The organism is Moraxella sp. FZFQ2102 (genome assembly GCF_024137865.1).
Lineage (GTDB): Bacteria > Pseudomonadota > Gammaproteobacteria > Pseudomonadales > Moraxellaceae > Moraxella.
The window spans coordinates 1,115,596-1,131,165 of the sequence record NZ_CP099960.1 but is presented as its reverse complement, the minus strand read 5'-3'; the positions used below and the strand labels follow the sequence as shown (position 1 = coordinate 1,131,165).

General features: G+C 49.2%; 13 protein-coding genes. 6 read left to right on the top strand and 7 right to left on the bottom strand.

Annotated features, from left to right (window positions below; translation table 11 throughout):
• Nucleotides 1-38: 38 nt before the first annotated feature.
• The gene (locus tag NGM44_RS05385; protein WP_253224557.1) at nt 39-929 is read left to right on the top strand and encodes a DMT family transporter; all 891 of its coding nucleotides are present in this window, start codon (nt 39-41) and stop codon (nt 927-929) included.
• Between the two features lie 47 nt (nt 930-976).
• Here NGM44_RS05385 and NGM44_RS05380 read toward each other — a convergent pair whose 3' ends face one another.
• The 5 genes from NGM44_RS05380 to NGM44_RS05360 all read right to left on the bottom strand — a co-directional run bounded on the left by NGM44_RS05380 (nt 977) and on the right by NGM44_RS05360 (nt 7,644).
• Complete coding sequence (locus NGM44_RS05380; protein ID WP_253224556.1) at nt 977-2,152, bottom strand: isovaleryl-CoA dehydrogenase; 1,176 nt, start codon at nt 2,150-2,152, stop codon at nt 977-979.
• Between the two features lie 64 nt (nt 2,153-2,216).
• Nucleotides 2,217-3,137: a hydroxymethylglutaryl-CoA lyase gene (locus NGM44_RS05375; RefSeq protein WP_253224555.1), complete on the bottom strand. Its 921-nt coding sequence runs from the start codon at nt 3,135-3,137 to the stop codon at nt 2,217-2,219.
• Nucleotides 3,138-3,146: 9 nt separating this feature from the next.
• Entirely contained in the window at nt 3,147-5,183 is a 2,037-nt protein-coding gene (locus NGM44_RS05370; protein ID WP_253224554.1) for an acetyl/propionyl/methylcrotonyl-CoA carboxylase subunit alpha, read from the bottom strand.
• A gap of 33 nt (nt 5,184-5,216) precedes the next feature.
• Nucleotides 5,217-6,014: an enoyl-CoA hydratase/isomerase family protein gene (locus NGM44_RS05365; RefSeq protein ID WP_253224553.1), complete on the bottom strand. Its 798-nt coding sequence runs from the start codon at nt 6,012-6,014 to the stop codon at nt 5,217-5,219.
• Nucleotides 6,015-6,033: 19 nt separating this feature from the next.
• On the bottom strand, nt 6,034-7,644 hold the full coding sequence (locus NGM44_RS05360; protein ID WP_253224552.1) for a carboxyl transferase domain-containing protein: 1,611 nt from the start codon (nt 7,642-7,644) through the stop codon (nt 6,034-6,036).
• A gap of 114 nt (nt 7,645-7,758) precedes the next feature.
• Here NGM44_RS05360 and NGM44_RS05355 point away from each other — a divergent pair, with 114 nt between their 5' ends.
• Nucleotides 7,759-7,896 carry a hypothetical protein gene (locus NGM44_RS05355; protein WP_253224551.1) on the top strand — a complete coding sequence of 46 codons (138 nt, stop codon included), beginning with the start codon at nt 7,759-7,761 and terminating at the stop codon, nt 7,894-7,896.
• A gap of 34 nt (nt 7,897-7,930) precedes the next feature.
• Here the strand turns inward: NGM44_RS05355 and NGM44_RS05350 are convergent, their stop codons facing one another.
• Entirely contained in the window at nt 7,931-9,670 is a 1,740-nt protein-coding gene (locus tag NGM44_RS05350; RefSeq protein ID WP_253224550.1) for an AMP-binding protein, read from the bottom strand.
• 391 nt (nt 9,671-10,061) lie between these two features.
• On the opposite strand from NGM44_RS05350, the gene NGM44_RS05345 reads away from it, so the two are divergent.
• From NGM44_RS05345 to NGM44_RS05330, 4 genes are all read left to right on the top strand, one after another.
• Nucleotides 10,062-11,144, top strand: coding sequence for a calcium:proton antiporter (locus NGM44_RS05345; RefSeq protein ID WP_253224549.1), 1,083 nt, complete (start codon nt 10,062-10,064; stop codon nt 11,142-11,144).
• Nucleotides 11,145-11,260: 116 nt separating this feature from the next.
• A complete protein-coding gene (locus NGM44_RS05340; RefSeq protein WP_253224548.1) occupies nt 11,261-12,184 on the top strand; it encodes a LysR family transcriptional regulator in 924 nt (307 codons plus the stop codon).
• A gap of 172 nt (nt 12,185-12,356) precedes the next feature.
• Nucleotides 12,357-13,553, top strand: a complete 1,197-nt coding sequence (locus tag NGM44_RS05335; RefSeq protein WP_253224547.1) for an amino acid aminotransferase — start codon at nt 12,357-12,359, stop codon at nt 13,551-13,553.
• 88 nt (nt 13,554-13,641) lie between these two features.
• Entirely contained in the window at nt 13,642-14,223 is a 582-nt protein-coding gene (locus NGM44_RS05330) for a hypothetical protein (protein WP_253224546.1), read from the top strand.
• Between the two features lie 96 nt (nt 14,224-14,319).
• Here the strand turns inward: NGM44_RS05330 and prpF are convergent, their stop codons facing one another.
• Entirely contained in the window at nt 14,320-15,486 is a 1,167-nt protein-coding gene (gene prpF, locus NGM44_RS05325; RefSeq protein WP_253224545.1) for a 2-methylaconitate cis-trans isomerase PrpF, read from the bottom strand.
• Nucleotides 15,487-15,570: the final 84 nt, after the last annotated feature.

Sequence of the window (15,570 nt, the reverse complement as noted above, 5' to 3'; positions counted from 1 at the left end):
ATATACCAACAATCCATCAAACCTACCACCCACATCCCATGCAGCCAGCCAATCTGATTCTTGCCAGTGTCTTTATCATCATTTGGTCGTCGGGCTTTATCGTCGGTCGGATGATTGTCGGTGTTGTGTCACCCAATATTTTCTTAGGGTTGCGATTTGCGCTGTCGTGCTTGATGTTTGTGCTTGTGGCTTGGGTGCTAAAGCGTGCCTATCCTGCGGTGCGTGATTGGGGCAAGCATTTTTTGGTCGGCATGCTCAGCAGTGGTTTGTATCTGGGCGGTGGTTATTGGGCGATCAGTCAAGGAGTGAGCGCATCTTTGATGGCGCTGCTTGGTGGTTTGCAGCCGATTTTTACCTTGATTATTATGCTGATATTTTTTAAAGAAAAACTTGCGATGGGCGCGCTGTTTGGCATGATTTTGGGCATACTTGGGATTTATTGTGTGGTGTCGCCGTCACTTGGCTTGGGTGCAGAGTTTTCTTTGGTGGTGTTTGCCATCGCTGTCTTATCGGTGCTGAGCATCACCATCGGCATGGTGCTACAAAAGCAGTACATTGGTACATCAGACATCATCCCATCACTTGCCCTACAAAATTTCGCTGCCATGCTCACCGCTGCTGTACTAATGCTGGTGATGCAAGAAGATTTGTTGGTGATCAACAGCCAATCGATCTTTGGGCTGTTTTGGGCAGTGGTGGTGCTGTCAGGCGTAGGCGTGTTTTTGTTTATTAAGCTCATCAAAAACATCGGCGCGGTCAAGACCACATCGTTTTTATTGCTTGCGCCACCTTTGGCTGCTATCCAAGCTAAGCTGTTGTTCGGCGAAACTTTATCATTCATCCAAATGCTTGGCTTTGTGCTTGCCTTGGCAGGGGTGTGGCTATGCCAAAAAACGACGCTGAGACCAATATCTGAACCCAAAAAATAAATCCTTGAGCCAGCCCAAGGATTTATTTTTATCAAGCCATCACGCCATCACGCTGTTTCGTTAAACAACTCACGACCAATCAGCATACGGCGAATCTCGCTCGTGCCTGCGCCGATTTCGTACAGCTTGGCATCACGCCATAGGCGACCTAGTGGAAACTCGTTGGTAAAGCCATTACCGCCGAAGATTTGGATGCCTTCGCCCGCCATCCAAGTGGCTTTCTCTGCTGTCCATAGAATCACGCTTGCACAGTCTTTGCGCACTTGGCGGACATGCTCAGCGCCTAGCATATCTAGGTTTTTGCCCACGGTATATAGGAAGCTGCGACCTGCTTGCAAGGTGGTGTACATATCAGCGACCTTGGCTTGGATCAGTTGAAACTCACCAATCGGCTGACCGAACTGTTTGCGGTCGTGGATGTAGGGCACGACATTATCCATCACCGCTTGCATGATACCAATCGGGCCTGCTGCTAGTACCGCGCGCTCATAGTCAAGACCGCTCATCAGCACCTTGACGCCGTTATTTAAGCCGCCTAGGATGTTCTCGGCAGGGACTTCGACATTTTCAAAGACCATCTCGCCTGTGTGACTGCCGCGCATACCCAACTTATCAAGCTTTTGGGCGGTATAAAAGCCTTTCATGCCTTTTTCGACCAAAAATGCGGTGATGCCCTTGGCGCCAAGCTCAGGATTGGTCTTGGCATAGACCGCCATCACATCAGCATCAGGGCCGTTGGTGATCCACATTTTAGTGCCGTTTAGGATATAGACGCCGTCTTTTTCTTCGGCGCGCAGCTTCATGCTCGTGACATCTGAGCCTGCGCCCGGTTCACTCATCGCCAGTGCACCGATGTACTCGCCTGTGATGAGTTTTGGTAGGTATTTTTGTTTTTGTGCTTCGTTGCCGTTGCGCTTGATTTGGTTGATGCATAGGTTTGAGTGTGCGCCATAGCTTAATGCCACCGACGCTGACGCACGGCTGATCTCTTCCATCGCCACCATGTGTGCGACATAGCCCATATCGACACCGCCGTAGCTTTCAGGCACTGTAATGCCATGCAAGCCCAAATCCCCCATCTTTTGCCACAGATCCATCGGGAATTGGTCGGTGTGGTCAATCTCGGCGGCGCGTGGGGCGATCTCAGCTGCCGCAAAAGCTTGCACCGCTTCGCGCAAGGCATTGATGTCGTCGCCCAATTGATAATCGAGTCCTAGGTTCATGATAACGCTCCTTATTGAAAATTATAGAAAATCATTTAACGGATAAAAATTTAGCCAAAACCAGCTAAGCTTGTCGTTTGTTCAAAATCGCTCGTGCCACTTTTGAGCCATTGGCACGACCCAAAAATTCGCTGATCGCTTGACCTGCATCGATGAGCTTATCCAAATCAATGCCAGTTTCGATGCCCATGCCATGCAGCATATACACCACATCTTCGGTGGCGACATTGCCTGTGGCGCCCTTGGCATATGGGCAGCCACCAAGTCCTGCTACTGATGTGTCAAACTGATGCACACCCATTTGTAGTGCCGCCAAAGTATTGGCAAGCGCTTGCCCATAAGTGTCATGAAAATGCCCAGAGACATTGTCAATGTCAATATATTCAAGCGCTGCACCGATCGCACGCTGCACCTTAAGCGGTGTGCCGACGCCGATGGTGTCTGCGATACCGATGTGTTCTGCGCCGATGTCGATTAGTTTTTTGGTGACATAAGCGACCTTATCAGGGCTGATCTCGCCTTCATAAGGACAGCCGACGGTGCAAGAAATCACGCCACGCACACGGATGCCATGCGCCTTGGCAGCAGCGGCAACAGGCGCAAAGCGTTCGATGCTCTCATCGATGCTGCAGTTGATGTTTTTTTGGCTAAAAGCTTCGCTGGCTGAGCCAAAAATCACCACTTCATAATTGGTAAATTGCGCACGATGAGCAAGCGCCGATTCAAAGCCTTTCATGTTCGGCGTCAAGACCGAATAGACGACATCATCACGCACCGACAGACCGTCAAGCACCGCATCATTATCCGCCATCTGCGGCACCCATTTGGGCGATACAAAGCTTGTGGCTTCAAGTTTTTTTACGCCTGCAGCTTGTAAGTCATTGATAAGCTTGACTTTGATGTCGGTTGGTACGGTTTGTTTTTCGTTTTGCAGACCATCGCGCGCAGCGACATCGACGATCAGCACTTTGTCTGGATAATTCATCACCGCTCCTTAGTCTGTCTGTAATTTGAGCAATTCATCACCATCAGCGACCAAATCACCTGCAGAGAACAGCAGCTCTGCCACCACGCCATCGCTCGGCGCGTGGATGGTGTGCTCGATTTTCATCGCTTCGATCACCGCAAGCGGCTGACCTTTTTTGACCGTATCACCGACGGCAACACGAAACGCCACCACTTGCCCTGGCATCGGTGATTTTAGGCTGCCGCCAGCGTCCGACTCTTCGCCTGTGTGCGCCAAGCAGTCGATGAGTGTGATCTGTCCGCTGCCCGCTTGGGTGAAGATATGCACCACTTCGCCGACTTGTGTGCCGTGTACCTGCAGGCGTGTGCCATCAAGCCACAGCGTGTATTCGCTATCGGCATTTGCCAAATAAGCAACTTGCCCTTGATAGATGGTCTCGCTTGATAGAATGTTTTGCTGTTTTTTGTCTTTTTCGATGATTTTGGCGATGCTTAGGGTAAAGCTATTATCTGTCACATCACTCATCACCGCGTGCAAGGCAGTATCATCAAACGACAGCTCAAAGCTTGGCTGATAGCGTGAGTAAGCACGAAAGCCTGTCTGTGTGGCAAAAGGGTCAGTGCTTGTGGTAGCGTGCAGATTTTGTACCAAGGCGGTCGCGACCAAAAGATTGAGCGGCAGACGCTGCTGATGGAACAATACATCTTTTTCGCGCTCAATCAGTGCGGTATCCAGATTGGCAAATTTAAAAGAATCAGTAGCAAGCACATGGCGCAAAAACGCGACATTATTTGGCAAACCGACGATACGCGTCTCGGCAAGCGCCTGATCAAGCAGTGCCAGCGCGTGCTGTCTGTCCTTACCATGCACGATAAGCTTGGCAATCATCGAATCATAATAAGGACTGATGACATCGCCTGTACGCACACCATCATCGATACGCACCGATGAGATGCTAAAGGCGGTGTGCTCTGGCTTGTCATAAGTCATCAGCGTACCTGTGGCGGGCAGAAAATTATTATCAGGATTCTCAGCACAGATACGCGCTTCGATGGCGTGTCCGTTGATGCTAAGCTCATCTTGGCGCAGTGGCAAAGGCTCGCCTGCCGCTACACGCAGCTGCCACTCGACAAGGTCAGTGCCTGTGATGGCTTCGGTGACAGGGTGCTCGACCTGCAGGCGAGTATTCATTTCCATGAAATAAAAATTCATCTGCCCGTCGCGCTGCTCGACGATGAACTCCACCGTGCCAGCACCGACATAGCCGACCGCACGCGCCGCATTGATCGCCGCTTGTCCCATCGCTTCGCGCATCGTTTCACTGACATCAGGTGCTGGGGCTTCTTCGAGTACTTTTTGGTGGCGGCGTTGCACTGAGCAATCACGCTCAAACAGATACACATAATTGCCATGCGTATCGCCAAAGACTTGAATCTCGATATGGCGCGGCTTAAGTGCGTATTTTTCGATCAAGACCTTATCACTGCCGAAGCTTTTACTTGCTTCACGCTGACATGATGCCAAAGCATCCAGAAAATCTGCCGACTGCTCAACCAATCGCATCCCTTTACCGCCGCCGCCTGAGCTTGCCTTAATCAAGACAGGATAGCCGATACGGTCAGCTTCGGCGTGCAAAAAAGCAGGGTCTTGGTTTTCGCCATGATAACCTGGGATCAGCGGCACATTGGCAGATTCCATTAGGCGTTTGGATTCGGCTTTTAGACCCATTGCGGTGATGGCAGACGCTGGCGGCCCGATAAAGACAAGCCCTGCGTCTTGGCACGCTTTGGCAAATTCATCATTTTCGCTTAAGAACCCATAACCAGGGTGAATCGCCTGTGCACCTGTGCGCTTGGCGACATCGATGATGACATCCCATTTTAGATAGCTGTCCTTGGGCGCAGAGCCGCCGATGTGCACCGCTTCATCGCAGACGGATGCGTGCTTGGCGTCGCGGTCGGCATCCGAGTACACAGCCACTGTGCTGATGCCAAGCCGCTTGGCGGTGGCGGCGACACGGCAGGCGATTTCACCACGGTTGGCGATTAGAATTTTGTGAAACATAGCATTCCCTTAATTTTTCAATTCATCCAAAATTTACAACCAAGATGGTTTGCGCTTTTGTAAAAACGACTGCACGCCTTCTTTGCCTTCACTTGACGCGCGGATATTGGCGATGTCAGCGACGGTATTGGCAATCAGTGTCTCATCGATGTCGGCATAAGCGACTTTTTGCACGAGCTGCTTGCACACTTTGACGGCATTGGGGCTAGCATTGCACAAGGCTTTGACGATACTTTGCACGCTGTCTGTTAGCTTGTCTTGACTGACCACTTGATGCACAAAGCCGATCTCGTAGGCTTTGGTAGCGTCAAACACTTCTGCGGTCAAAAAATAGCGATGTGCTGCGCGCGCACCCATGGCGCGAATCACATAAGGACTGATGGTCGCAGGCACAAGGCCCAGCTTGACTTCGCTCAGACAAAAATTCGCCGTATCGACACTCACTGCGATGTCGCACGCCGCCACAAGCCCCATGCCGCCAGCATAGACATCGCCTTGCACCATCGCCACCACAGGCTTTGGGCAGTGATAAATGGTAGATAGCATCTTGGCAAGATTGCCTGCATCGGCAAGGTTCTCATCATGGCTATAATCCGCCATGGCGCGCATCCAGTTAAGATCTGCCCCAGCACAAAACGCCTTGCCATTGGCAGCCAAGACAACCGCACGCACATCAGGCGCCTGTCCGACAAATTCAAACGCGGTACTAAGCTCGCTGATGACTTCATCATTAAAGGCATTGCGCTTATCAGGGCGATTTAGCGTGATGGTCGCGACATGATGGTCAATGTCAAGCAGTAGGCTATGAAAAGTTTCGGCCAAGTGGGTCATACAAATCCTTTTTGTCAAATCACATTCTAAAGATGCCAAAATTGGTCTCACCAATCGGTGCGTTATAAGCGGCGCTCAGCGCAAGCGCAAGCACGGTGCGTGTATCAGCAGGGTCAATCACGCCATCGTCCCATAGGCGCGCGGATGCATAGTACGGATGCCCTTGCTCGTCGTATTGCTTGCGAATCGGATCTTTGAACGCTTCTTCATCGTCTTTTGACCAAGTCGCGCCCATGCGCTCGATGTTGTCGCGCTTGACCGTCGCTAGTACCGATGCTGCTTGCTCGCCACCCATCACTGAGATACGCGCATTTGGCCACATCCACAGAAATCTTGGGCTGTAGGCACGGCCGCACATACCGTAGTTACCTGCGCCAAACGAGCCGCCGACGATGACGGTGAATTTTGGCACTTTGGCATTAGCAACCGCCATCACCATCTTCGCACCGTGGCGCGCGATGCCTTCATTTTCGTATTTGCGACCCACCATAAAGCCTGTGATATTTTGCAAAAACACCAATGGAATCTTACGCTTACAGCACAGCTCAATAAAGTGCGTGCCTTTTTGAGCAGATTCGCTGAACAAGATGCCGTTGTTGGCGACAATACCCACCTGCATCCCTTCGATGCGTGCAAAGCCACAAACCAGCGTATTGCCAAAGCGCGCTTTAAATTCATCAAACTCACTGCCATCGACGATACGCGCGATGATTTCGCGGATGTCAAAGGGCTTGCGCGTGTCGGTTGGAATGATGCCGTACAGTTCTTTGGCGTCGTATTTGGGTGGACGCGGTGCGGTTTGATTGGGAATGGCAGGTTTGCTTTGGTTGAGATTGCCAACCACTTGGCGCGCCAAAGCCAGTGCGTGTAGGTCGTTTTGGGCAAGGTGATCCGCCACACCTGACAGACGCGTATGTACATCGCCACCGCCTAAGTCTTCGCTGCTGACTTCTTCGCCTGTGGCAGCTTTGACCAGTGGCGGGCCGCCCAAGAAAATCGTGCCTTGCTCTTTGACGATGATCGACTCATCACTCATCGCAGGCACATAAGCGCCACCTGCCGTACAGCTGCCCATTACCACAGCGATTTGGGCGATGCCGTCAGCACTCATGTTGGCTTGGTTAAAAAAAATCCGCCCAAAATGCTCTTTATCAGGGAATACTTCATCTTGGTTTGGCAAGTTTGCACCGCCTGAATCGACCAAATACACGCAGGGCAAGCGGTTTTCTTTGGCGATTTCTTGGGCGCGCAGATGCTTTTTGACCGTCATTGGATAATAAGTACCGCCCTTGACTGTGGCATCATTACACACGATCATGCACTCAGTGCCATTGATACGCCCGATGCCAGCGATCACGCCTGCAGCAGGAATGTCGGCATCGTACATGCCATAGGCAGCAAGCGGCGCGATCTCCAAAAACGGCGAGCCTGCGTCCAATAGCTGCTCGACACGCTCACGCGGCAGCAGTTTACCGCGTGCTAAGTGCTTGGCGCGTGCAGACTCTGAGCCGCCTTGGGTGATTTTTGCCAATTTTTCTTTCAAATCATCAACCAAGCCCTGCATCAAAGCGGCGTTTTGCTGAAAATCAGCAGCATTGGGTGATAATTTACTTTCAATCACAAAACTCATGGTCATCCTTAAAATGTTTTTTGTCCTAATTTGGCAAGTCTTAGAACCTGTATTCACAACATCACGCATCCAAAAAAATGTGTTTAATTTTATGAATAAACCCTTTGCTTTTGTATGAAAAATAGCCAAATCTTGATTTTTGTCGTCAAAGCCCTTGATGATATGTTTAATATCATCTGCGGACTTTTCCTAAAAAATCTGGCGATTCGCCCTATTTTTCATGACAAAGATGTTATGAATACAGGTTCTTAGATCAATCAGTTTTAGATAAATCCTTAAGAGTAACTTAGCTTAAACCCAATTCTTCTTTCATCGCTTCAACAATTTTGAATTTTTGGATTTTGCCCGTGACCGTCATCGGAAACTCTTCGACAAAGCGGTAGTAAGTCGGAATCTTATAATGGGCGATGTGATCGCGGCAAAATTCTTTGATCTCATCAACCGTGATGTCCTTGCCTTTTTTCGGAATGATCCACGCCGCCAAAACTTCGCCGTATTTTTCGTCAGGCACGCCGACGATTTGGACATCGCGGATTTTTGGATGGCGGTACAGATAGTTCTCAATCTCGACAGGGTAGATGTTTTCGCCGCCGCGGATGACCATGTCTTTACTACGACCGACGATTTTGACATAGCCATCTTCGTCCATCGTCGCAAGATCGCCTGTGTGCATCCAGCCATCGACGATCGCTTCGGCGGTCTTGCTGGTGTCATTCCAGTAGCCAAGCATCACTGAATAGCCCTTGGTGAGTAGCTCGCCCGTCTCACCAATCGGCACAATCTCGCCAGTATCAGGATCGACGATTTTGACTTCTAGGTTCGGCTGCACAAGACCCACGGTAGAGACTTGTTTTTCTAGTGGCGAAAATTTATTGGTTTGACAAGACACAGGTGATGTCTCAGTCATGCCATAAGCGATGGTGACTTCGTTCATGTGCATCTTATCAATCACGCGGCGCATCACTTCGATTGGGCAGCTTGAGCCTGCCATGATGCCTGTGCGTAGGCTTGATAGGTCGTATTTATCAAAATCAGGATGATCAAGCTCAGCGATGAACATCGTCGGCACACCATGCAGCCCTGTGCATTTTTCTTTTTCGACCGTCTCAAGCACGGTAATCGGATCAAAGCCATCGTTTGGATACACCACCGTGCCGCCATGAGTCAAGATGGCAAGCACGCCAAGCACCATGCCAAAGCAGTGATACATCGGCACAGGAATACACAAGCGGTCGGCATCGGTCAGGTTCATCATCTCGCCGATGAAATAGCCGTTATTTAGAATGTTGCGGTGGGTGAGCGTCGCGCCTTTTGGTGTGCCTGTCGTGCCACTGGTGAATTGGATATTGACAGGGTTGTCGGCTTTTAGTTTTTTGGCGCGCTCAGCGATGCGTGGGTCATGCTCATCCCCTTCAGTGATCCAGTCGCTAAAACGCTGCATAAAGCCGAAATTCTCAGTCGAATCTGGGCTGTCGATCCACACCACGCGTTTTAGGTTCGGTAAGCGTACCAGTTCCAGATTTTTATAATTTTGGTGCAAGGATTCTGGCGCCATCTCTTGGATCATGCGCGCATAGTCGCTGGATTTGAAATGACGCATCAGCACCAAGACTTGACAGTCCACCTTGTTCAAGGCGTATTCAAGCTCAAAGATACGATAGGCAGGATTAATATTGACCAGTACAAGCCCTGCTTTGGCGGCGGCAAGCAGCATGATGACCCACTCGACATTGTTGTGCGACCAAATGCCGACGCGATCACCTTTTTGCAATCCCATATTGATCATCGCACTGGCAAGCTGATTGGCTTTGGATTGTAGCTCGCGGTAGCTCATGCGGATGTTTTGGTGCACGGAGACGATGGCGGTCTGCTCAGGATTTTTGGCAGTCATCGCATCAAAGAACTCACCGATGGTGCTTTCGATCAAAGGCGCGCTCGGGCCTTTATCATAGCTCATGGTCAGCGGTGCATTGGCGGATTTTGCACCCATTTGGATGCGCGGTAGGGCATGGATGATGTCGCTCATACAGGTTCCTTTTGTAAAAAAGCGGCAAAAAATAAGTTGGCAACTCTTAAATCCCTTATCATTGCCACAGCGTCTAACATCAGTGTTTACATGTGTTATCTTTTATACTATTACATTACAAAATGCTTTGTCAATACGGTTATACAAAATTTTTCACTTAACATAAAAACTTATCTTAACTATCAAAAATCTGATAAATCGCCCCAAAAATCACTTTTATGATAAGTAATTTTAATGAGTTTATATCAATAAAATAAAAATTTCGCCAAAGTACCAGTTGGTAGGTTTTTGGATAAAAAAACACAACAATCCAGCGGCAATACTGTCAATGTAAAAATAAGTCTGTTATAATCAAAACCAGTATAATTATCAATCAATTACCCAAGGAGTAATGATGGCGGCAAACGCGCGTTTTGGTTTGCCTGTGTGGTCAATGGCATTGCCGTTGGTGGCGTGGGTGTTATATTTTATTGGTATCAAAGACAGCATCTGGCTGCAGGTGTTAGGCGGTGTGATGCTCATCGGCAGCGTGCTGTCGGCAGTTTATCATGCCGAAGTGGTCGCGCACAAGGTCGGTGAACCGTTTGGCACAATCATTCTTGCGCTTGCCATCACCATCATCGAAGTGGCGCTGATCATCTCGCTCATGGTCGCAGGCGGGGATAATGCTGCTTACCTTGCGCGCGATACGGTCTTTGCAGCCATCATGTTGATTTTGAACGGGATTTTGGGCTTATCTTTGATGATCGGTGGGCTTAAGCACCGTGAGCAGTTTTTTGGTCAAAAGTCGGCAAGTACTGCGCTGATTACCCTAGTGTCGATTCTTGTGATGACTTTGATTTTGCCAAATTTCACCACCACGACCACCGAAGGTACTTATTCGCCGACGCAGCTGATGTTCGTGGCGGTGGCGTCACTGGTGCTGTATGGTGCGTTCATCATGGTGCAGACGGTGCGCCATCGTGATTATTTTTTGGCGGCGGATGATGACTTGGATCACCATGCTGAGCCACCATCGACGAAGGTCACGGCAGCAAGCTTTGGCTTTTTGCTCGTGTGCTTGGGCATCGTCGTGCTACTTGCCAAGAGCCTATCACCAAGCATCGAAGCGATGGTGGCAGCGATGGGTGCGCCAGCGGCATTGGTCGGTGTGATCATCGCAGCGGTCGTGCTACTGCCCGAAGGTTTAGCGGCACTGAACGCTGCCACGCGTAACCGCTTTCAGACCAGTCTAAACCTTGCCCTAGGCTCAGCCTTAGCAAGTATCGGTCTGACCATTCCTGCGGTGACGATCGTCTGCTTATTATACGATATCCCGCTGGTCTTGGGGCTTGATGGCAAATCGATGGTTCTGCTTGGCTTATCGACATTCATCGTCATGCTGTCACTGAACCAAGGGCGCACCAATATCCTATACGGTATCGTGCTACTGGTGAACTTGGCGGCGTATGTGTTCACCATCATCGTGCCATGATGTGTGCTGATGCAAATTATGCCGACCGTTTTTTTTTGGCTTGAAGGGTGCTTGTATTCTTATCAGGGTTAATTTATAATATTATCTGATAGGTTTATTAGTTTTTAAGGATATTTGTGAGCACTACTCTACGACAATTACGCGCCTTCGTGTTGGTCGCTGAACAGAACAGCTTTACCAAGGCGGCAGAGACATTGTGCCTGACACAGTCGGCATTGAGCGGCTTGATCAAGGAGTTGGAACAGAACTTAGAAGTCAAGCTGTTCGATCGCACCACGCGCAAGCTACACCTATCGGATGCAGGGATGCGTCTGTTGCCCCAAGCCAAACGCGTGCTCAACGAGATGAGCGTGCTGAACGAAAAGGTGAGCAACCTAAAATCCTTGCACCAAGGTCATGTACGCCTTGCGGTATCGCAGCAGCTGTCAGCCAGTACCATGCCGCGATTCATCGCCAAATTCAGCGAAATCCACCCCAATATCCAAGTCACGCTCACCGACTGCTCGGTCGATGAAGTGGTCAATCATATTGAGAACTTAGAAGCGGATTTGGGAGTTGCGCCTGAGCGATTCCACTCTGATGATCTGAATGCTGATGTGCTGTTTAGCTCACCGTTTTATTTGGTGCTGCCAGCGACGCATCCTTTCGCCAAAAAAGATGTCGTGCGCTGGGCGGATCTGATGAATGAGCGGTTGATCACCTTGAACGGTCCATTTATCAAGAGTCTTCGCAATGAGTTGCCGAACCACATTTCAGGCAGGATTTTTAATCCTGATTTTGAGATTAATTTTCTCTCGACCGCGCTTGGCATGACGCGCATGGGGCTTGGCATGACTTTGTGCTTATTATACGCCGCTGAATGGGTGGAGCAGTATGGGCTCGTGATGCGTCCGATCGCCGATCCTGTGGTGGAGCGCAAGTTTTTATTATACACCCACAAGAACCGTTCACTGTCACCTGCGGCATTGGCGTTCAAAGAGTTTTTATTACAAAACGCGCATGAGTTTTTGGTCAGTCATTCAAAAACTGCGCGGTTTTAACACCTTGCCGCCGAAGCGATCCTGCTTTGGCGGTTTTTATTGTAATCAAATCGGCAAAAGGGCGAAATTTTATGCCCATCATGTGCCAAATTGCGTTATACTAATCAGCATTAACCACTGTTATTGAGTAGGCATTACTTGATTAACTTTTTAATTTTATAAGGATAACACCATGTTCGAACATGTCACCCCCTATGCAGGCGACCCGATTTTGGGTTTGATGGATAAATTTGCCAATGACCCACGCACCGATATTAAGGTGAATTTGGGTGTTGGTGTGTACTACACCGAAGATGGCAAATTGCCAGTACTTGAGTGCGTCAAGGCCGCTGAAGCGACCATCGCCAATCCACCACGCCCACGCGGCTATCTGCCGATGGATGGTCTGCCAGGTTATCGTAAGGCGTGTCAAAACTTGCTATTTGGCGAAAACCATCCAGCCGTCGCTGAAGGCCGTGTCGCCACCATCGCAACATTGGGCGGCTCTGGCGCGCTCAAAGTCGGTGCAGACTTTATCCATCAATGGTTCCCAACTGCCAAATGCTATGTCTCAGACCCAACTTGGGGCAACCACATCAGTATCTTTGAAGGTGCAGGCATGGAAGTGGGTAAATATCCATATTATGACCCTGCGACCATCGGCGTGAAGTTTGATGAGCTGTGCGCATTTTTCAAAACACTCAACGAAAATGATGTCGTACTACTGCACCCATGCTGCCACAACCCAACTGGTGTGGATTTGACCCGTGAGCAGTGGGATGTGCTACTACAAATCGTCAAAGACCAAAAACTGATTCCATTTATGGACATCGCTTATCAAGGCTTTGGCGACGATATGGACGGTGATGCTTATGCCATCCGCCGTGCGGTTGAGATGGGCTTGCCTGTGTTTATCAGCAACTCATTTTCAAAAAATCTATCGCTATATGGCGAGCGTGTCGGCGGTCTGTCAGTCGTCAGCCCAACCAAAGAAGAGTCGGACAAAGTCCACGGTCAACTCAAATTCACCGTGCGTCGCATCTACTCAAGCCCACCATCACACGGTAACGCAGTCGTTGACACTGTGATGAATGACGAAAAACTATTCGCTCAATGGGTGGGCGAAGTCTATGAGATGCGTGATCGTATCCGCGAAATGCGTCAAAAGCTACAAGATGTGCTATCGGCCAAGCTGCCTGAGCGCGACTTCAGCTACTTCACCAAGCAACAAGGTATGTTTAGCTTCACAGGTCTGACTGCTGAGCAAGTGGTGCGTCTGCGTGATGAATTTGCGGTGTATATGGTCGAAAATGGCCGTATGTGTATCGCAGGCTTGAATAATGCCAATGTCGAATATGTCGCTAATGCGATGGCAGAAGTGTTGAAATAATCAGTCATCACACCCAAGCAAAAACCCATTTTCGAGTGTGAAAATGGGTTTTTTGGTGGATTGTCATACCAAATTGGATGGAAAATTGATGAAATTACACACATCAATCATGATGCCCATACTGATGGTAATGTGTATCACAGGCTGTGATCAAGCGAATCATGCTGTGCAATCACACAGTACCCAAGTATCAAACGATGTATTGGTAGTACAAAGCACGGATGACATCACACAACGCGTAGAGCCTGCTGACATGAGCGGTGTCAGAGATGAAATTCGTACACTGCTAAAAGACCGCTTGGCAGGCGTATATATCGATTGGCAGCCAAGCTACCAACTAGTGGTGCGCGTGGTTGGTAATGAGCCGCTGCCTAAGCGCGCCGAGACGCTTACAAAACACCATCCTGTGCGCTTTGAATTGGGTGTAGCGCATACGATTGATGAGCTGATCGCAAGCTATGATAATCCTGATAATTTTGCGCAGCTTAAAGCGCTGCTGCCCACCATGCAGGGCATCGGTGTCGATGAGCGCACAGGCGAGATTGTCATTGATATTATGCCTGCTGATGATCATGAAGCCATCAAAAAACAAGTACAAAAACTACTTAATAAGCCCATCCGCTTTGAAGTGCAGACAGTACCAACAACGAATGCTCAAGATACTCAGTGAGCGATCTGTCATTGAGCAGGTTTCACATGAAACATCAGCCCATCAATATTTGACGGGCTGATACTTGTGTTTTGGCGCCTGTATTGATACTTTGGATTAAAAACAATCAGCAGGCACCCACACTTCACCAGTCATCAGACGGCGAGCAGAACGGCTCATAGAGACCTTTTTTGCAAGCCATTTACCATCAGTGAGTTCAGATTGACCACCAACCAGTAGCGTCCCTGATGGGTGCCCAAACCGCACTTCCGTAAGAGCCTGTCCGCCTGCTACTTCATTGACGAGTGTCCCCACAATCGTGGCTGCTGTACCAATCGCAACCGAAGCTGTCCCCATCATCGCATGATGCAGCTGCCCCATACTCATGGCACGAGCGAGCAAATTGATGTCACTTGCCTTGACGGTCTTACCACTTGATGCCACATAATCGGTAGGAGACGCAACCCAAGCAATTTTTGGCGTATGTTGGCGAGTTTCAGCCTCGACGATGTCCGAAATTAAGCCCATTTTGACCGCACCGTAGGCACGGATTTTTTCCAATTTTGCTAAAATTTCGCTATTTGAGTTGATGTCTTTTTGTAATTCCGTACCTGTAAAGCCTAAGTCTTTGGCACGCAAAAAGACCGTTGGAATACCTGCGTTAATCAAGGTGACATCAAATGTACCCACATCAGGCACGTCTAAAGCATCCACCAAATTACCTGTTGGGAACATATCGCCATCACTATCCACAGGGTCAATAAATTCAATCTTGACCTCGGCTGCAGGGAAGGTGACGCCATCAAGCTCAAAATCGCCTGTTTCTTGTACTTGACCACCCGCTATCGGTACATGAGCGATAATGGTTTTGCCAATATTTTGTTGCCAAATTTTGACTTCACAAATGCCATTTTCAGGAATTTTATCCGCTGATACCAAGCCATTCATGATGGCAAAACTACCAACCGCTGCGGTAAGATTGCCACAGTTTCCTGACCAGTCAATCATCGCCTTGTCAATGGCAACTTGCCCAAATAGATAATTGACATCATGACCTGCCACGTCCGATTTGGATAAAATCACCACTTTTGATGTTGATGATGAACCGTTACCCAAACCGTCAATTTGCTTGCCATACGGGTCTGGACTGCCAACCACACGCAATAAAAAGTTATCACGGGCAGAACCAGCCACTTGGCAACGCTCTGGTAAGTCGGTTAAGTTAAAAAATGTACCTTTTGAAGTACCGCCACGCATGTAGGTGGCTTTGACTGATGTTTGCATGGCTGCAATCCCTTTTGTTGAAATGTTTACTTTGCCTATTCAGGCATTATATAATGACAGCATTTATTTTGTAAATTAAATTTG